Below are 18,052 nucleotides of genomic sequence, written 5' to 3' on the forward strand. Positions count from 1 at the left end.
GCGAAAAGCTAATTTGACCCGTTCAGGGCATAGGTAAAGCAGACGATGATCGCGTCCAGACATGGCTAACGAAACGAACGTCCCAACGCCAAAACCAACCACGCTTGAAGACTGGGTCAAGCTTCTCGATGGCGTACGCCTGCCGGTTCCGCAAGCCAGCCACGACCGTGTCTGCAAAGCCATCCGCGATAACCGCAGCTCGCTGCGCGACATCGCCGACCTGATGCAGGAAAGCCCGGCCCTGGCCTTGAGCGTGATTCGCGAAGCCAACCGTCACACCCATGGCAGCATGACCGAGCCTGCTGAAAACCTTGAGGTGGCGATCAATCGCCTCGGTTTGAAACGCACTGAAGAATTACTCGAGCGCTTGCCCGCCGAACCCCAATCGCAGATCCCCGTCGCCCTGCGCCAGCTTCAACTGATCAGCCAGCACGCCACTCAACAGGCCAACGGTTTTTTCGCCAGTCGTCTGGCACGGCTGTGGCAAGACATCCACTGGGGCAGCCTGCTGTTTCTCTCGCCACTCTGGCCCATGGCGTTGACCCATCCGCAGTTGCTTGAAGAGTGGGAGCTGCGGGTCATCCATAAAGGCGAGTCGGCGCGCAAAGTCGAGAAGCAATTATTCGGTGTTCGCCTGCTGGATATCTGTCTGGCGCTGGTGGACACCTGGCACTTGCCGATCTGGGTGCAGCAAGGTTATCGGCTGCTGCGCAGCGAACAACGTGAACTGGTGAAAGTCCTGCGCATCGCACGCGACAGTGATCACCCGCTGCGGCAACAGAACCGCCTCGATGATGACCCGACGTTGCGCCGCTGGCTCAATCAGCCCGCCAATACCGTACTGCTGGCCAACGGTCTGGCGCTGTCGTCACAACACGCCTGGGACAGTCCCCACTGCGAGCGCTGGCAATACCTGACTAGCCTTTACCTGCAAATGCCTATGGAGGAGGTGCAGCAACAATTGCACCAGCAGGCCGCCAACAGCGCTCGTCAACACGCCATGCCGGACCTCTGGCACTCGGCCGAGTCGCTGATCTGGCCACCGGGCGCGAACCGCGTTCACGCCGGTTTGTTGCCCGCCCCGGCGCCGACCGCCGAAGACTTGGCGAAGTGGCGCAAGCAATGCGCCGAATTGCTGGTGGAGCCGAGCCGTTTTACCAATGCCATGCATTTGACTACATCGGCCCGGGATGCCTTGGTGGCGTGTGGCATGCGGCGGGTGATGATTCTGATGGCCGACCGCACACACGCCAATTTGCGTGTGCACCAGACCGCCGGGCTGCCCAAGGAAGTGGCCGGCCTGAACCTGGTGGTCAGCCAGAGCACCGTACTGCAACGCCTGCTCGCGCAACAGGCCCAGGTGCGCCTGACGCCGGCCAACAACGCACAATTCTCGGCCCTGCTGCCAGCCAGCCTGCGTCAATCGTTCAGTGGCGAACACCTGCTGCTGCGCTCACTGGTCAACAACGGCCGGGTGATCATGATCGTGGTAGCGGATCAGGGCGGCGGGCCATTCTCGGAAATCACCGTGCAAGCTTTCGGCAAAACCGCGCAATGCATCGAAAAGGCCCTGCACAGCTTTAGCCACCGCTAGGGCCGTGTAGCAGCCTTCGACAGCTGCTACGGATCGCATTGCGGCTTGACTGACCGGCATTAACCACCAGAGCCTGTTTACCGTTATTTCCTGCCCCAAAATAACTGATAACAGGCGCTCATGACGCTGCGCTACAATCCTCCCCTTTGTGCTCTGGAGACCTCACATGTCTGACTTCTCTGGCTTGGCGCTGGTGATCGAACCGAGCGACCTGCTCACGCGTCTCGACTCCCGCGAACTGATTCTGGTGGACCTGACCAGCAGCGCCCGCTATGCCGAAGGGCATATCCCCGGTGCACGCTTTGTCGATCCAAAACGCACTCAGCTGGGTCAGGCACCTGCGCCGGGCCTGTTGCCGAGCCACGCCGCGCTTGAAGCATTGTTCGGCGAACTGGGGCACAACCCTGATGCGGTCTACGTCGTCTATGACGACGAAGGCGGCGGTTGGGCCGGGCGCTTTATCTGGTTGCTGGATGTCATCGGCCACAGCAAGTATCACTACGTCAACGGCGGCCTGCCGGCCTGGCTGGCAGAAGGCTTGCCAATGTCGATCCAGATCCCGCCGGCAGTCGGCGGCCCGGTCGCCCTGACCCTGCACGACGAACCTGTCGCCACCCGCGAATACCTGCAAAGCCGCCTCGGTGCTGCTGACCTGGCGATCTGGGATGCACGCGGCCCGCTGGAGTACTCCGGCGAGAAAGTGCTGGCGGCCAAGGGCGGGCACATCCCCGGCGCAGTCAATTTCGAATGGACCGCCGGCATGGATCAGGCACGCAACCTGCGTATCCGCACCGACATGCCGAAAATCCTGGAACAACTCGGCATTACCAAAGACAAAGAAGTCATTACCCACTGCCAGACACACCATCGTTCTGGCTTCACCTATCTGGTGGCCAAGGCGCTCGGTTATCCGCGGGTCAAAGGCTACGCCGGCTCCTGGGGCGAATGGGGCAACCACCCTGACACGCCCGTAGAGATTTAAGTTTTTTCAAGGACAGTTAATGAATAAGCGTTTGTTTATCCTCAGCCAATACCTGCTGCCCCATCACTTGCTCTCGCGACTGGCTGGCTGCATTGCCGAATGCCGCGTGCGTTGGTTCAAGAACGCCTTTACCGCCTGGTTCGCCAAGCGTTATCAAGTGGACATGTCCCAGGCGCTGGTCGAAGACCTGACCGCTTACGAGCACTTCAATGCGTTCTTCACCCGTGCCTTGAAAGACGGCGCTCGCCCGCTGGACCCAACCCCGGGCGCGATCCTCAGCCCGGCCGACGGTGCCGTCAGCCAGCTCGGTCCGATCGAACATGGTCGCGTTTTCCAGGCCAAGGGCCACAGCTTCAGTGTGCTGGAACTGCTGGGTGGCGACGCGGCCAACGCAGCGCCCTTCATGGGCGGCGATTTCGCCACCATTTACCTGTCGCCGAAAGACTACCATCGTGTGCACATGCCGCTGGCCGGCACTCTGCGCGAAATGGTCTACATCCCCGGCCGCATCTTCTCGGTCAACCAGACCACCGCTGAAAACGTTCCGGAACTGTTCGCTCGCAACGAGCGTGTAGCGTGCATTTTCGACACCGAGCGCGGGCCGATGGCCGTGGTGCTGGTGGGTGCGATGATTGTGGCGTCGATCGAAACCGTCTGGGCTGGCTTGGTCACACCGCCAAAACGTGAGCTGAAAACCTTCCGCTACGACGAAGCCGCCCGTGCGCCAATTCATCTGGAGAAAGGCGCGGAACTGGGTCGTTTCAAGCTCGGTTCTACGGCAGTCGTGCTGTTCGGACCGGATCAAGTGAAATGGGCCGAAGGGCTGGGCGCCCTTTCGCCAGTGCAGATGGGCCAGGGCATCGGTCTGCCAACCGCCTGATCCCTCGATCCGATCCCACGAACACCTTTCGTGGGGTCGGACATTTCCTCCCGCTGCGCCCCCTCCTCCAACGCTCATAGCTGCTACAGTCAAAGTCATTCGTTGCCCATTTCCCGGTCGGAGTTTGTCCACGGCATGAATGAGACCAATCCTGTCCTGCTGCTACGCGCACCGATCCCGACGCAATCGCGCCTGTCTTTCTGCGAAGCCACACCACGCGACCTCAAGCGCTGGATCGCCAACCTGCCCAAAGCCAACATCGGCGAAACCGCTCGCCAGTTGTATCAAGGCTTGAGCGAACTCAACCAACTGCTCACACCCAGCGACAATCGCCTGCCATTGCTCGAACTGCTACGGCCCGAGGTGAATTACGTCTGCAAGCACCTGGAGCGGCATTTCCTGCATCAGGCCATTGTGCTCGACGAACGTTCGCGCAAAATTGCCAACCTTTGCCAGGCGCTGCAGAGCCACTTGGCGATTGGCTACAAACAGATCGTCGTCCGCATCGCCCCGCGTTTCAACAAAGACCGCGCACCGCTGCTGACCCAGGCGCTGCAACGGGCGATCCATTGCCTGAACGGTGCGTTGATCCGCGCCACTGAACTCTATTGCCCGGTGCCCGAAGGCCTGTGGCTGGAACTGCATCAGCTGTACCGGATCGGCTGCGAACATCAGCTGCAACATCAGAACGTGCGCGATGAACTGGTCAGCCAGACGCAAAGCCTGAGCATCGAGCACGCCTACGTCGCCGCCCTCCTGCTGGGCGCTTCACGCTGCAATCAACTGCGTCAGAACCAGATCGCCCGGCTCGCCGAGGTGCTGGAGCCCTGGAGCCAATGGATCAAGCTGCAACCAGACAAACCGGACAACGGGCTGTTTGCCGTCGCCCCAGACCTCGACAGCGGCCCGCGTTATCGCGTCAAGTTCCCTGCCGAACAACAGGAACGCTTGTTGGGGATCGACCCGCAGCCCCTGGTCGCAGCCATCGAAACCCATCTGCAACAATCGGCCGACAAGGCATCGCCGCTGCCGGTTCCGACGGGGCTGAATCTGGATACGCTGCAACACCTGCATGCCGCCTGGGGCCAGGCCTCCGAGCGCGGTTTCCAGCGCACCGTCGGCCACGGCACATTGACCCTGTGCGTGGGCATGAGCGCCCTGCACTTTTATCTCGGCGGCAAACGTCCGTTCAACGACATCCTGAAAAAACCCGGCGCCCGTCCCGCGCAGTTCTCGGCAGCCGAGCCGGCAGGACACGCCAAGGACCAATGGAAACAGGCCTTCGACGCCGCCCCCCATGGCACCTCGGACACGCTGCTGCCCTACGAAGAGATCGAATATCCACACCTTCAGAAACATGACAGACACGAGACGTCCGACCGCCAACAGCATTTTCCGACCTACGCGCTACCGGTGATCAATCACAGTCCTGGTGGTTATTGCCTGGCCTGGCCCAACGCAGTGCCTGCCGAGCTGCAGGCCGGCGAAATGGTCGGTATCGAGGATACTGCCGGTCAAGGCTGGAGCGTCGCCGTGGTGCGCTGGATCCGCCAGGTACGGGGCGGCGGCACGCAGATGGGTATCGAGCAAGTTGCGCCGTACGCCGAACCCTGCGGCCTGCAACTGATTCGCTCCAGCGACGAACACAGCCAGTACTTGCGCGGGCTGTTACTGCCCGCCATCAGCGCCATCGACCTGCCGGCTACCCTGCTCGCGCCACGCCTGCCGTTCCAGAAAGGAAATAAGGTATTGATCAACACCAATGGCCAGGAACGCCCCGCCGAGTTGGAGCGACGGGTAACGAGCACCAACAGCTTCAATCAGTTTGCCTACCGTTCGCTGGAGGTAGCCAGAAACGAAAACGCCGCGGAAGGCGGCGTGGTCGGGGTAGCGCAAGAGTTTGATTCGTTGTGGAAGTCGCTTTGATTGTCAGGCATTAGTCGGCGGTGATGCCTTCGCGGGCAAGCCTCGCGCCTACAGGAGCGAGGCTTGCCCGCGAAGAGGCCCGCCTGAGCGACCTGAAACTCAGAGCTGCCCGTCGCGATCCCGGAAGCCCAGCAGATACAGCACGCCATCCAGCCCAAGAGTGGAAATCGCCTGCTTCGCCGATTGCTTGACCAGCGGTTTGGCACGGAACGCTACGCCCAGCCCGGCAATCGCCAGCATCGGCAGGTCGTTGGCACCGTCACCCACGGCAATCGTCTGCTCCAGACGCAAACCTTCCTTATGCGCCAGTTCACGCAGCAAATCCGCCTTGCGTTGCGCATCGACAATCGGCTCGACCGCCACGCCAGTGACCTTGCCGTCGACCACTTCCAGTTCGTTGGCGAACACATAGTCGATGCCCAGCTTGGCCTGCAATTGCTTGGCAAAGTAGGTGAAGCCGCCCGACAGAATCGCGGTCTTGTAGCCCAGGCGCTTGAGTTCGGCGAACAGGGTTTCGGCGCCCTCGGTCAGGCGCAAGGAAGCGCCAATGGAATCCAGCACGCTGACGTCCAGCCCTTGCAACAAGGCCAGGCGCTCCTTGAAGCTGGCGCGGAAATCCAGCTCACCGGCCATCGCCCGCTCAGTGATCGCCGAAACCTGCTCGCCCACACCCGCGGCCTTGGCCAGTTCGTCGATGACCTCGGCTTCAATCAGCGTGGAGTCCATGTCGAACACCGCCAGACGACGGTTACGGCGGAACAACGAGTCTTCCTGGAAAGCGATGTCGACGTTCAGTTCTTGCGCGACGCTGAGGAATTCGGCCCGCAGCGCTTGCGGGTCAGCCGCCTCACCGCGCACGGAAAACTCGATGCAGCCCTTGCCCTTGTCGGCCGGGGTGTCCAGCGGCATGCGCCCGGACAGGCGATCGATGTGGTCGATGTTCAGACCATATTTGGCGGTGATCGAGCTCACACGTTGCAATTGCTCGGCGGTCACTTTGCGGGTCAGCAGGGTGACGATATGGCGTTTCTTGCCCTGGTTGCCGACCCACTGCTGGTAATCCTCTTCGGACACCGGCGTGAAACGCACCTGTTGCTCAAGCTCATAGCCTTTGAACAGGATGTCCTTGAGCACTGAGTTACCTTGCTCGGTGTCGGGAATTTCAACCAGGATGCCGAACGACAGCGTGTCGTGGATCACCGCCTGACCGATGTCGAGAATGTTCACACCACCCTGGGCCAGAACGCCGGTTATGGCCGCAGTCAGACCCGGACGGTCGACTCCCGTGATGTTTATCAGGACGATTTCGCGCAAGGCGCACCCCCGCAGGTGGAAAAAAACCGCATTCTACCCATTTTCAGTGACCATCGGGCACCGCGAGCGCTTTGACGGCCTAGGGCCTGTCGCTATACTGCGCGTCAACTTCACGGACAAAGAGCCGAGCTCAAGTGAACCGGCCCACGCCAGTAAAAACCGATAACTTCTTTCTGCTGATCTTCCGGGCACTGCGTCATCGCCGTGTACCGATCGCATTGCGCATTGCCAGCCATAACGTGATCCTGGTCGCTCTGGCCCTGGTGATCTATGCCTGTGTGATGGGTTTGCAGTTCAAGCAGGCCATGCACGAGCAGGCGGATGCCCTGGGCGAAAGCCTGACCACCCAGACGGCTACGTCGGCCACAGAGCTGTTGGTGTCCAACGACATCCTCAGCCTGAATGTGCTGCTCAACAACCTGACCAAGAACAAGCTGGTGGCTCACGCTGCCATCTACAGCGTGGATAACCGCATCCTCGCCGAAGCCGGTCAGCGTCCCAAGCACGGCCTGCTGGGCGAAGCCGAAGGCATGTACCAGAGCAAGATCACCTTCCAGGACGTGACCGCCGGGCAACTGCGCATCAGCCTGGACATGGATCAGTTCCAGCAGCCGATGACGATCAGCCTGCAAAGCATGGGCATTCTGAGCGCGATTCTGCTGGCCCTGTCCCTGGCCTTGAGCCTGCGCCTGGGCCGCAATATCTCCACGCCGCTGCTGCAATTGCGCGTGTGGCTGCGCAATATCGACGAATACACCCCGGCCACCGAGCGTCAGGATGAAGTCGGCGATCTCGCTCGTCAGCTGCACGCCAATTTCGCGCCGGAGCCGGCCGAACCCGAGCCCGTTCCGGAGCCCGAGTTCAACGACAGCGATGACGACGAAGAGACCGATCCGGCCTTCGAAGTTCGCAACCTGCGTGATCCAAGCTTCGATGAAACCCGACCGGTGGCAGGCCTCAAGCCCGCGCCGCGGCGCATTGTCAGCACGGTCGAAGATGACGAGGACGACGAAGATCCGTTTGCCGATCTGCGTGACGATTCGACAGACAATGCGCCAAAACCCGTCGCAAAGCCGCAGGTATCGAACGTACCTCAACACAGCGCGGTACTGGCGGTACAATTGGGCGCACAGGATCAACTGCGTCGCCTGCCCCGCGCACGTCTGGAAGAGCTGCTCAAACGCTACCGCGATTGCCTCGATCAGGCGGCGTCGCTCTACCAGAGCGAACTGCACACTCTGAACGATGGCAGCACCCTGATGCTGTTCCACACCGAAGACAGCGGCGATGACTACCTGACCAACGCCATCTGCTGCGGTGAGTTGCTGCGCGCCCTGGGCCATCAATTGCAGATCGAAGTCGCCGACAGCGGCATCACCCTGCAATTGCAGTTGGGCCTGACACTGGGCGACGAACTGTTCGGCTTGAGCCAGATCGACCTGCTGCTAACCGAAACCGCTCAGGATGCACTGGCCCTGTCGCAACACAGCCGCAACCTGCTGCTGGTGGAACGCAAGATCAGCGACGACGCGCTGATTCGCCAGCGCGCGCGGATCCGCCCGATTGCAAGCCCTGAGGGTGCGTGCTGCGTAGAACGCCTGATGGAGCCTTATCCGTCGATGCTGGAGCGGCAACTGGCGCGGATGCACGAACGCCGGGCGTAAACACTAGCCCCGCTGTAAAGAAGCCCGCAGACGAGTGATTGTCTGCGGGCTTTTTGTTGCCTGCACGGACGCTATCGCGGGCAAGCCTGCTCCCACAGTGCCTGTGTCGTACACAAGTTTTGTATTCGCAGAGATCATGTGGGAGCGGGCTTGCCCGCGATGAAGCCAGAGCAGGCACCAGAGATATCTAACCTGCAGAAACAACAAAGCCCGCACAAGGCGGGCTTTGCTTTGGATCAATCCAGGCTCAAAACCTGAACACTTCCATATCCGTACGAATCGGCGAAGCCATCGGGATCTTCGGTTGCTTCTCTGGTTCCGCCGCCGGTGCTACCGGTTTGGCAGCCGGTTTGCGCGGTGCCTCAGCGATGGGTGGCTGGTTGGCCAGTGGCTTGAGCGCTGTCGACAGTTGCTCGGCCAGACGCTGCAGCAACACACCCTGGGCCTGAACCTGAGCAGCCGTGCCGCCGGCGTGTTGTTCCTGCAGATGAATGATGCGGTTATCACGCACCTGACCACGACGGTCGATCAGGCGCCATTGCGCATCCAGGATCGCCGGTTGCGACTCACCCGAGTCCAGACGCGTGATCGTCAACAGAACCTGGACATCCGGCGTGAAACCTACCGTTGCAGGCGCCAGGACAACGCGCTGGCTGTCCAGATGACCGGCGACCTGACGCAGCAACAGCTGATCGATGTCCGACGACAGGCTACCCGCCCAACGACCGTCGGCCGATGCTTGAAGACTGCCATCCGGCTGACGCTGCAACAAGGTTTCGCGTTGCAGGTAGTCCGCAACCGTTACCGGGCCCAACAAGACCGCCATGCCCGCGCTTTGCGCAGGCTGAGCCGGACTTCCGCTGTCCAGCTGATACAGCGACACCGGCTGGTGCACGCTGCAACCCGCCAGGCCAAGAACGCCAGCGAGCATCAAAATAAAAGGAAGGCGCAGAGCAGTCATCGTCCCATCCAGGTGGTAGCCACAAGGCTCACCACAGTGAAAATACTCAAAAAATATGAAGAACACTCGGCTACGCCGGCGCTTGAAAGGCCATATCATCCGTGAATATGCGTTCCGACTCCAGCGCCAAAGCGTCGATCTACGCGTTAAATCGTAGATCGAGCGCTCTAGGACGCTTAATTGAGGTTTTCGACGAACAGCGCATCCACCCTCTGGAAGCCCCGTGGCAGCTTGTTACCGCGACGCCCACGCTCACCTTTATAGTGTTCGAGGTCGTCCGCCTTCAGTGACAGGGTACGTTTCCCGGCTTGCAGCACCAATGTTGCACCTTCCGGCAAAACAGCAATGTCCGTGACATATTCTTCGCGACTGGCAACACGCTCACCGGAAATCCCGATGATTTTATTACCTTTACCTTTACCTAATTGTGGCAGATCGCTGATTTTGAAGATCAGCAGGCGACCCTCGGTGGTCACCGAGGCCAGCCAGTTCTGCTCACGATCGGCCACCGGACGCGGCAGAATGACCTTGGCGTTGTTCGGCAGGCTCAACAGGGCCTTGCCCGCCTTGTTCTTGGCTTGCAGGTCTTCGCCCTTGACCACGAAACCATAACCGGCGTCGGATGCGATCACGTACAGCGCGTCGTCTTCAGGCATCAGCACACATTCGAAGCTCGCTCCTGGCGGCGGTGTCAGACGGCCGGTCAGCGGTTCGCCCTGGCCACGGGCCGATGGCAAGGTGTGGGCCGCGACCGAATAACTGCGACCGGTGGAGTCGATAAACACGGCAAACTGGTTGGAACGCCCGGCAGCCGAGGTCTTGAAGCCATCCCCGGCCTTGTAGGAAAGACCGGTGGCGTCGATGTCGTGACCTTTGGCGGAGCGAACCCAGCCTTTTTCCGACAACACGACCGTCACTTTCTCGTTCGGCAGCAGATCGTGCTCGGTCATCGCCTTGGCTTCGGCGCGCTCGACGATTGGCGAACGACGGTCGTCGCCATAGGTTTCGGCATCCTTGATCAGCTCGCTGCGTACCAGCTTCTTCAGTTTGGCTTCGCTGCCCAACAGGGCTTGCAGCTTGGCCTGTTCCTTGAGCAGTTCATCCTGCTCGGCACGCAGCTTCATTTCTTCCAGCCGCGCCAACTGACGCAGACGGGTGTCGAGAATGTACTCGGCCTGGATTTCGCTCAGGGCGAAACGCTCGATAAGGCTGGCCTTCGGGTGCTCCTCGGTACGGATGATGTGGATCACTTCATCCAGGTTGAGGTAGGCAATCAGCAAACCGTCCAACAGGTGCAGACGACGCTCGACCTTGTCGAGGCGGAATTGCAGGCGCCGACGCACGGTCCGCACGCGGAATTCCAGCCACTCCACCAGCAACGCACGCAGGTTCTTGAGCTGCGGCTTGCCGTCCAGACCAATGATGTTGATGTTGACCCGGTAGCTGGATTCCAGCTCGGTGGTCGCGAACAGGTGCTGCATCAGCGCTTCGTGATCGACCCGGCTGTTGACCGGAATAATTACGATGCGGCAAGGGTTCTCGTGGTCCGACTCGTCGCGCAAGTCCGCGATCTGCGGGGCTTTCGACGGTTTGGCCTGCATCATCGCGGCGATCTGTTCGAGCACTTTGGCGCCAGAGACCTGATGCGGCAGCGCCGTCACGATGATGTCGCCATCCTCGACGTGGTAAACCGCGCGCATGCGCACCGAACCGCGACCGGTTTCGTAGATTTTCAGCAGGTCGGCACGCGGCGTGATGATTTCCGCTTCGGTCGGGTAATCCGGGCCCTGAATGTGTTCGCAGAGCTGCTCGACCGTAGCTTTGGGCTCGTCCAGCAAACGCACGCAAGCGGTCGCGACTTCGCGCAGGTTATGCGGCGGGACGTCGGTGGCCATGCCCACGGCGATACCGGTGGTGCCGTTGAGCAGGATGTTCGGCAAACGGGCCGGCAACACCAGAGGTTCTTCCAGGGTGCCGTCGAAGTTCGGGCCCCAGTCCGCGGTGCCCTGGCCCAGTTCGCTGAGCAGCACTTCGGAATAACGCGACAGCCGCGCTTCGGTGTATCGCATGGCCGCGAAGGACTTGGGATCGTCCGGCGCACCCCAGTTACCCTGGCCGTCGACCAGCGTGTAGCGGTAGCTGAACGGCTGGGCCATCAGCACCATGGCTTCGTAGCACGCCGAGTCGCCGTGAGGGTGGAATTTACCGAGCACGTCACCGACGGTACGCGCCGACTTCTTGTGCTTGGAATCGGCGTCCAGCCCCAACTCGCTCATCGCATAGACGATGCGTCGCTGTACCGGTTTCAGGCCGTCGCCGATATGCGGCAAGGCACGGTCCATGATCACGTACATGGAGTAGTTGAGGTAGGCATTTTCGGTGAAGTCAGCCAGTGACCGGCGTTCTACACCGTCCAGGCTGAGATCAAGGGAGTCGCTCATGCGGGCCTCATTATTTCGTGGTCTGGCGCAGCAGCATGGTGCCACCGCGCTGGGTAAATTCAAGTTTGTTCAGTGCGCTCATGCCGAGCAGCACTTGATTGCCGTGCAAACCGGGCGCCACTAGCGCGCGAACGTCACGCAGCACGATGGCGCCCAGTTGCAGCCGGTCGAGGCGGGTTCGATAGCCCTCGCTCAAGCCATTGGCCGTGCTCAGGGTCACCCCGAAGCCTTTTTCCAGTTTCAAACGTTCAGCCATTTCGGCCGGGATCGACACATCGGTCGCGCCGGTATCGAGCATGAACTCCACGGGCTGGCCGTTGATCTGGCCGGTGGCGACAAAATGCCCCTGGCTGTTACCGATCAGCTTCACTTCGATAAAACCTTGACCCTGCTCAGAGCTGACGACGGTGTTGGGATTCTGTTGACGCTCCTCCCATTGACCGAAGAACCGCGTCGCCAGAAACAGCGCGGCGCCCCAGGCCAGCACCATCAACACCCGACCGGCGCGCTTGCCCGGCGGCTGTTGACTCATGGCTTGGCACTCCAGCCACCTTCAGGCGCGGCAAAGCGCCACACAATCGGCCGTACTTCACCGTCGGCGCGCGCACCGTTGTTGTTGTCGATACCGATCCAGGCACCGTCTACGTCCACGATCAACGCTTCCGCCAGCCCAAAGGGCTGTGAATAACGACGGTTTTCCTGCAAGGCTTCGGCAGCAAACGACCAGCAGCGCTCGACCTTGGTCGTCACCGCATCACGGCGACAGATCTGAAAGGCGTTGCGCTCAAGGGTAAACAGCTTGCCGTCGAACAATGACAGGTCGGCAAAATCCCGAGGGCGCGCTCTGGCGTGGGGAAATTGCGCCGGCTGCATTTCCGCCCCGCCTTCACTCAGCAGCACACAGCTACCGTCGCAGTCCCACACTGTTTGCTGGCGCTTGATCAGCAGCAAACCGCGGCGCTCACGTTCGGCGGCCAGCCACAGCGTGTCACCGGCCGGATTGATCGCCAGACCTTCGAATAATGCATTGAAGTGCATCAACAGGCCGCTGGCCCGCGCTTCGCGAACCAGCATCGGCGAGATTTTCAGCCAGGACGCAGGCCCGGTTGGCGGTACTTGCAACACCGCGGCGTGGCCTTCGCTGACGATGTAACGATTGCCCGCGCTGTCACAGGTGATGCCTTCGAAATCCAGATCCCCGCCCCGCACGAACGATGCCGCCCAAGTCCGCGCACGCAAGCCCCAAGGCAAACCGGTGTCGGGTACCAAGGGTACGTCGATGTGCAGGGTTTCGGCTTGCCAAGTGGTGGCGCGCGTGTCGAGGCGATAGATTTGATCATCGTCGCGATCCGAAACGGTCCACAGCTCCTTGCCACACTGGGCCAGCCCCGACAGATTGCCGCCGCGCATGCCATCGACGGCATGTTCGGACAATAGGCGCAGCTCTGGCGCGGGCTCCGCGCAAATCGTCACCGAGGTCAGCAGCAACGCACACGCCAAGGCCCAGCCAAACCGCATCAGCCCAGAACCTCGGCCAGGTTGCCTTTGGATTCCAGCCAGGTCTTGCGATCACCTGCGCGTTTTTTCGCCAGCAGCATGTCCATCATTTCCGAGGTCTCGGCGAAATCTTCACCCAGCGTCAGTTGCACCAGACGCCGCGTGTTCGGGTCCATGGTGGTTTCGCGCAACTGCGGCGGGTTCATTTCACCCAGGCCTTTGAATCGGGTGACCTGCGGCTTGCCGCGTTTCTTCTCGGCCACCAAGCGATCGAGAATGCCATCGCGTTCGGCCTCGTCGAGGGCGTAGTAGATTTCTTTGCCCAAGTCGATGCGGTACAGCGGCGGCATAGCGACGTAGACGTGACCGGCATCCACCAACGGGCGGAAATGCTGGACGAACAAGGCGCAAAGCAAGGTTGCGATGTGCAGACCATCGGAGTCGGCGTCGGCGAGGATGCAGATCTTGCCGTAACGCAACTGGCTCATGTCCGCCGCACCGGGGTCGACACCAATCGCCACAGCGATGTTGTGCACTTCCTGGCTGGCCAGCACTTCGCTGCCGTCGACTTCCCAGGTGTTCAGGATCTTGCCGCGCAAAGGCAGGATCGCCTGAAACTCTTTGTCTCGCGCTTGCTTGGCCGAACCACCGGCGGAATCACCTTCCACCAGGAACAGTTCGGAACGCATCGGGTCCTGCCCGGCGCAGTCAGCGAGTTTGCCCGGCAATGCCGGCCCTTGGGTGATGCGTTTACGCTCGACCTTCTTGCTGGCCTTCAGACGGCGGCCGGCGTTGTTGATTGCCAGCTCGGCCAGCAACATGCCGGTTTCCGGGTTGGCGTTAAGCCACAGGCTGAAGGCATCCTTGACCACACCGGAAACGAAGGCGGCCGCTTCACGCGATGACAGGCGCTCTTTGGTCTGACCGGAGAATTGCGGTTCCTGCATCTTCATCGACAGCACGAACGCGATACGCTCCCAGACGTCTTCTGGCGCCAGCTTCACACCACGCGGCAACAGACTGCGGAATTCGCAGAACTCGCGCATGGCATCGAGCAAACCCTGACGCAGACCATTGACGTGAGTACCGCCCTGGGCGGTCGGGATCAAGTTGACGTAGCTTTCCTGAACGCTGTCGCCACCTTCCGGTAACCACAGCAGCGCCCAGTCAACCGCTTCCTTGTTACCGGCCAGGCTGCCGCAGAACGGCTCGTCCGGCAGGCGTTCAAATTCGCTGACGGCGTCGACCAGATAGGAGCGCAGACCGTCTTCGTAATGCCATTCGACTTTTTCGCCGGTGGCCTTGTCTTCAAAACTGACCAGCAACCCCGGGCACAGAACGGCCTTGGCCTTGAGTACGTGCTTGAGGCGGCTGATGGAGAATTTCGGCGAATCGAAATACTTCGGGTCCGGTGCGAAGAACACGCTGGTGCCGGTATTGCGCTTGCCGACGGTGCCGATGACTTCCAGCTCGGTTTTCTTGTAACCGTCGGCGAATGTCATCTGGTATTCGTTGCCGTCACGTTTTACACGCACCCGGACTTCGGTCGACAAGGCGTTGACCACGGAAATACCCACCCCGTGCAAACCGCCGGAAAACTGGTAGTTCTTGTTGGAAAACTTGCCGCCCGCGTGGAGTTTGGTGAGGATCAGCTCGACACCCGACACCCCTTCTTCCGGGTGAATGTCCACCGGCATGCCACGGCCGTCATCGCTGACTTCCAGGGAGTGATCGGCGTGCAGGATGACCTGCACCGACGTCGCGTGCCCGGCCAAGGCTTCATCGACGCTGTTGTCGATGACTTCCTGGGCAAGGTGGTTCGGCCGACTGGTGTCGGTGTACATGCCGGGGCGTTTGCGCACCGGGTCGAGGCCCGAGAGGACTTCGATGGCGTCTGCGTTATAAGAGCTAGCGCTGGGAGTGGCCATGGGGTCTCGTCGTCAGTGTTCCAGTGAAAAAGAGGCAAGGACTCACAGTGCTGTGAAATCGATTGCCTGATACAAATCTGCGCCGATGCCGGCAAAACTCAGTATGGCCGGCAGTTGCGCGGCAAAACCCTGGAAACTATGGTCGCCGCCGGCCTGAATGCGCAAGGCACAGGCCCGGTAATACTGCTGGGCGAGGCGATAATCCAGCGTTTCATCACCAGTCTGCAACCACACCTGAAACCGCTGCGGATCCTGGGGCGCCGGCACTTCCAGCTCGGCCAGGGCCGTCACGTGGTCGTGGGTCATTTCCCAGGTCTCACCGGTATACAGGTTTTTCTGCGTCCCCAGAAATCCGTCGAACATCCGGTGCGGGCTGACGGCAGGGTTGATTAACAGGGCTTTCAAGCCATGGCGCTCGGCCAAGTGAGTCGCATAGTAGCCGCCGAGTGAGCTGCCGACCAGCAGTGGCCGCCCCAGCTCGGCAATCGCCTGCTCCAGCTGACCGATGGCCTCGCGAGGATGGTGATGCAAGGCCGGCACACGCAACTGATCGCTCAAGCCCTGCCGCTCCATCACATTCATCAACTGACAGGCCTTTTTCGATGCAGGCGCGCTGTTGAAACCGTGGATATAAAGGATCGAACCAGACATTTGAGCTCCCTGTGCGTCGGGTAAAGAAGGCGGAGTTTACAGGGAGTCGGGGGAATCGGGGATATGCGTGGGATTCATGTTGCCTGAGCCGACGCCATCGCGGGCAAGCCCGCTCCCACACGGATCTGAGGTGCTCACAAATCCCCTGTGGGAGCGGGCTTGCCCGCGATGGCCGCGCCTCGGCCTTTGAAAATGACAAAGAAATCAGTAGCCGTTGGAACCGTAATCAATCTGGAAATCGAACCCGGTCACGCGCTCAACGCCAGTTTCAAGCTGCCCATCTGGCAACAGCCGCAACCACCGATACCCCGGTGCCTGCTCACTCACCTTGAAATCGTCGCTGCCCGGCTCGAACTGGATGCAGGTCGAGGGCGATGCGAGCAGGCGAACACCGTTGCGCACTTGATCAACCTCCTGATGAACATGCCCCCAAAGCACCGCACGCACCTGCGGAAATCGATCCAGCACCGCGAACAACGCTTCTGGATTGCGCAATCCAATGGGCTCCATCCACGCACACCCGATCGACACCGGATGATGATGGAAGCACACCAGATGATGCCGCTGCGGCGCTTCGCTCAACGAGCGGGCCAGCAATTGCAATTGCTCATCCTGCAAATACCCCGGCACCGACCCCGGCACCGCCGAATCGAGCAATGTAACCCGCCAGTTGCCGATATCCACCACCGGCTCCAGCAGCGCACTCTGCACCGCCGCCTCGGCCATGATCCGCGGCTCATCATGATTACCGGGAATCCAGCGCGCCGGGGCATCGATCTGCCGGGTGAGGTCGCGAAACAGCTGGTATGACTCCAGCGTCCCGTCCTGGGACAGATCGCCAGTGGCAATCATCAGATCGATCTGCGGTTGCTGCTTCAATACCAGCTCGATCACCTGTTGCAGGCTGTCACGGGTATTCATGCCCAGCAACGTCGCGTCCGCCTCGGCAAACAGATGACTGTCGGAGAGTTGCACCAGCAACGCCGGATCGGCGGTGGTCAAAGTGGATACGCTCGGCAAGGCGTTCTCCCAGGGCGTGATCACGGGATTGGAAAGTGCCGCAATTATGCTGGGGGACGATCAAAAGAGGAAACCTGTGAACCTGAAGCAGTTCACAACTACACAGCACTCTTAGCGCACAACGGCGTACTCGTGTCCGCAAGCCAGACAATGACTCAGCCATTCCCCCAGGAACAGATTGAGTTGAGCCTTTTCGTCTGGCTGATGCATCGCGGCGTTCGGGTAAGGATAGATGCCGCGAAAGCGTCGTGCATGTTCGGCGCTGATAACTTCGGCCATGCGCGCGTCGTGATACACCTGCACTTCCAGTTGCGGCACCGGCAACCAGGGCAGGCTGTGTTCCTGACGCACTTGCAGGGTGGTGGTGTATGGACAGGCTTGCAGCACTTCCAGGGCCAGCACGCCAAGCATCTGATCACCCTGGGTCACGGCAATGCGCCGGGCCGCCGGATCGTTGCGCATGTCCGGCAGTAGCCGCATCAGGCGCGCGTAGTTGGCCTCGCAAGAAGCTTGCAGCCCCGCGAGGTCGACCCGATAGCGATCGCGCAGCTTGTTTACGACCATAACCCCCTCACTTCCACGCGGTTCAAAGCCAGCCACTGCAAGGCAATGATGCTCGCCGCGTTGGCAATACGTCCGTCGCGCACGGCTTGCAGGGCATCTTCGAAAGCCCAGACCGTGACGCGAATATCTTCTGCCTCTTCCTCCAGCCCATGCAGGCCGCCAACCCCGGCACTGTCACAACGCCCCAGGTACAAATGCACAAACTCGTTACTGCCGCCCGGCGATGGAAAATATTTGGTCATCGGCCAGAGCGCCCCGAATACAAGTCCAGCTTCCTCCTGCGCTTCGCGGTGAGCAACTTCTTCCGGTATTTCATCCCTGTCGATCAGACCGGCGACCAGTTCGATCAGCCACGGATTGTCGGTCTTGCCCATGGCGCCGACGCGAAACTGCTCGATCAGCACCACTTCGTCGCGCTGTGGATCATAAGGCAGCACACACACTGCATCGTGGCGCAAGAACACTTCACGATTGATCTCGCGACTCATGCCGCCGTCGAACAATTCGTGGCGCAAGTGCACGCGGTCGAGTTTGTAGAAGCCCTCGTAGCACTTTTCGCGCCGAACGATATCAACGGCGGTCGGAATGGCGTTGGCAAAATCAGTCATGACAATCCTCGTTTACTGCAAA

General features: G+C 60.6%; 15 protein-coding genes. 5 read left to right on the forward strand and 10 right to left on the reverse strand.

What is annotated here, in order from left to right; translation table 11 throughout:
* The first annotated feature begins 61 nt into the window (after window positions 1-61).
* The 4 genes from J3D54_RS05665 to J3D54_RS05680 all read left to right on the forward strand — a co-directional run bounded on the left by J3D54_RS05665 (window position 62) and on the right by J3D54_RS05680 (window position 5,382).
* Complete coding sequence (locus tag J3D54_RS05665; protein WP_253417041.1) at window positions 62-1,594, forward strand: HDOD domain-containing protein; 1,533 nt, start codon at window positions 62-64, stop codon at window positions 1,592-1,594.
* A gap of 166 nt (window positions 1,595-1,760) precedes the next feature.
* Window positions 1,761-2,576, forward strand: a complete 816-nt coding sequence (rhdA, locus tag J3D54_RS05670; RefSeq protein ID WP_253417042.1) for a thiosulfate sulfurtransferase — start codon at window positions 1,761-1,763, stop codon at window positions 2,574-2,576.
* Window positions 2,577-2,595: 19 nt separating this feature from the next.
* Entirely contained in the window at window positions 2,596-3,456 is an 861-nt protein-coding gene (gene asd, locus J3D54_RS05675) for an archaetidylserine decarboxylase (protein WP_253417043.1), read from the forward strand.
* Between the two features lie 135 nt (window positions 3,457-3,591).
* Complete coding sequence (locus tag J3D54_RS05680) at window positions 3,592-5,382, forward strand: molecular chaperone (protein ID WP_253417044.1); 1,791 nt, start codon at window positions 3,592-3,594, stop codon at window positions 5,380-5,382.
* A gap of 99 nt (window positions 5,383-5,481) precedes the next feature.
* On the opposite strand, the gene serB is transcribed toward J3D54_RS05680, so the two are convergent.
* Entirely contained in the window at window positions 5,482-6,696 is a 1,215-nt protein-coding gene (serB, locus tag J3D54_RS05685; protein WP_253417045.1) for a phosphoserine phosphatase SerB, read from the reverse strand.
* A gap of 134 nt (window positions 6,697-6,830) precedes the next feature.
* Here serB and J3D54_RS05690 point away from each other — a divergent pair, with 134 nt between their 5' ends.
* Window positions 6,831-8,360: an AhpA/YtjB family protein gene (locus J3D54_RS05690; RefSeq protein ID WP_253417046.1), complete on the forward strand. Its 1,530-nt coding sequence runs from the start codon at window positions 6,831-6,833 to the stop codon at window positions 8,358-8,360.
* 247 nt (window positions 8,361-8,607) lie between these two features.
* On the opposite strand, the gene J3D54_RS05695 is transcribed toward J3D54_RS05690, so the two are convergent.
* The 9 genes from J3D54_RS05695 to J3D54_RS05735 form a co-directional block, all read right to left on the reverse strand.
* A complete protein-coding gene (locus tag J3D54_RS05695; RefSeq protein WP_253417047.1) occupies window positions 8,608-9,321 on the reverse strand; it encodes a membrane integrity-associated transporter subunit PqiC in 714 nt (237 codons plus the stop codon).
* A gap of 176 nt (window positions 9,322-9,497) precedes the next feature.
* A complete protein-coding gene (parC, locus tag J3D54_RS05700) occupies window positions 9,498-11,762 on the reverse strand; it encodes a DNA topoisomerase IV subunit A (RefSeq protein WP_253417048.1) in 2,265 nt (754 codons plus the stop codon).
* A 10-nt stretch (window positions 11,763-11,772) separates the two neighbouring features.
* Window positions 11,773-12,294, reverse strand: coding sequence for a TIGR02281 family clan AA aspartic protease (locus J3D54_RS05705; protein WP_018928522.1), 522 nt, complete (start codon window positions 12,292-12,294; stop codon window positions 11,773-11,775).
* Window positions 12,291-13,280, reverse strand: a complete 990-nt coding sequence (locus J3D54_RS05710) for an esterase-like activity of phytase family protein (protein ID WP_253417049.1) — start codon at window positions 13,278-13,280, stop codon at window positions 12,291-12,293. The genes J3D54_RS05705 and J3D54_RS05710 overlap by 4 nt, the downstream gene beginning before the upstream one ends.
* Entirely contained in the window at window positions 13,280-15,187 is a 1,908-nt protein-coding gene (parE, locus tag J3D54_RS05715) for a DNA topoisomerase IV subunit B (RefSeq protein ID WP_019582186.1), read from the reverse strand. The genes J3D54_RS05710 and parE overlap by 1 nt, the downstream gene beginning before the upstream one ends.
* 42 nt (window positions 15,188-15,229) lie before the next feature.
* Window positions 15,230-15,838 (reverse strand): YqiA/YcfP family alpha/beta fold hydrolase, encoded by a 609-nt coding sequence (locus tag J3D54_RS05720; protein ID WP_253417050.1) that lies wholly within the window; start codon window positions 15,836-15,838, stop codon window positions 15,230-15,232.
* A 204-nt stretch (window positions 15,839-16,042) separates the two neighbouring features.
* Window positions 16,043-16,858, reverse strand: coding sequence for a 3',5'-cyclic-AMP phosphodiesterase (gene cpdA / locus J3D54_RS05725; protein ID WP_253417051.1), 816 nt, complete (start codon window positions 16,856-16,858; stop codon window positions 16,043-16,045).
* A gap of 111 nt (window positions 16,859-16,969) precedes the next feature.
* Complete coding sequence (locus tag J3D54_RS05730) at window positions 16,970-17,422, reverse strand: DUF1249 domain-containing protein (protein ID WP_253417052.1); 453 nt, start codon at window positions 17,420-17,422, stop codon at window positions 16,970-16,972.
* The gene (locus J3D54_RS05735) at window positions 17,413-18,030 is read right to left on the reverse strand and encodes an NUDIX domain-containing protein (RefSeq protein WP_253417053.1); all 618 of its coding nucleotides are present in this window, start codon (window positions 18,028-18,030) and stop codon (window positions 17,413-17,415) included. Before J3D54_RS05735 ends, J3D54_RS05730 begins: the two co-directional genes overlap by 10 nt.
* Between the last annotated feature and the right edge of the window lie 22 nt (window positions 18,031-18,052).

This window comes from Pseudomonas sp. GGS8, from assembly GCF_024168645.1.
Lineage (GTDB): Bacteria > Pseudomonadota > Gammaproteobacteria > Pseudomonadales > Pseudomonadaceae > Aquipseudomonas.

Coding starts and splice junctions, on each gene's coding strand:
- J3D54_RS05695 (WP_253417047.1), bottom strand. CDS start 9,321: ATGACTGCTCTGCGCCTTCCTTTTATTTTGATGCTCGCTGGCGTTCTT.
- J3D54_RS05705 (WP_018928522.1), bottom strand. CDS start 12,294: ATGAGTCAACAGCCGCCGGGCAAGCGCGCCGGTCGGGTGTTGATGGTG.
- J3D54_RS05735 (WP_253417053.1), bottom strand. CDS start 18,030: ATGACTGATTTTGCCAACGCCATTCCGACCGCCGTTGATATCGTTCGG.
- parC (WP_253417048.1), bottom strand. CDS start 11,762: ATGAGCGACTCCCTTGATCTCAGCCTGGACGGTGTAGAACGCCGGTCA.
- J3D54_RS05720 (WP_253417050.1), bottom strand. CDS start 15,838: ATGTCTGGTTCGATCCTTTATATCCACGGTTTCAACAGCGCGCCTGCA.
- J3D54_RS05665 (WP_253417041.1), top strand. CDS start 62: ATGGCTAACGAAACGAACGTCCCAACGCCAAAACCAACCACGCTTGAA.
- asd (WP_253417043.1), top strand. CDS start 2,596: ATGAATAAGCGTTTGTTTATCCTCAGCCAATACCTGCTGCCCCATCAC.
- parE (WP_019582186.1), bottom strand. CDS start 15,187: ATGGCCACTCCCAGCGCTAGCTCTTATAACGCAGACGCCATCGAAGTC.
- J3D54_RS05680 (WP_253417044.1), top strand. CDS start 3,592: ATGAATGAGACCAATCCTGTCCTGCTGCTACGCGCACCGATCCCGACG.
- J3D54_RS05710 (WP_253417049.1), bottom strand. CDS start 13,280: ATGCGGTTTGGCTGGGCCTTGGCGTGTGCGTTGCTGCTGACCTCGGTG.
- rhdA (WP_253417042.1), top strand. CDS start 1,761: ATGTCTGACTTCTCTGGCTTGGCGCTGGTGATCGAACCGAGCGACCTG.
- J3D54_RS05730 (WP_253417052.1), bottom strand. CDS start 17,422: ATGGTCGTAAACAAGCTGCGCGATCGCTATCGGGTCGACCTCGCGGGG.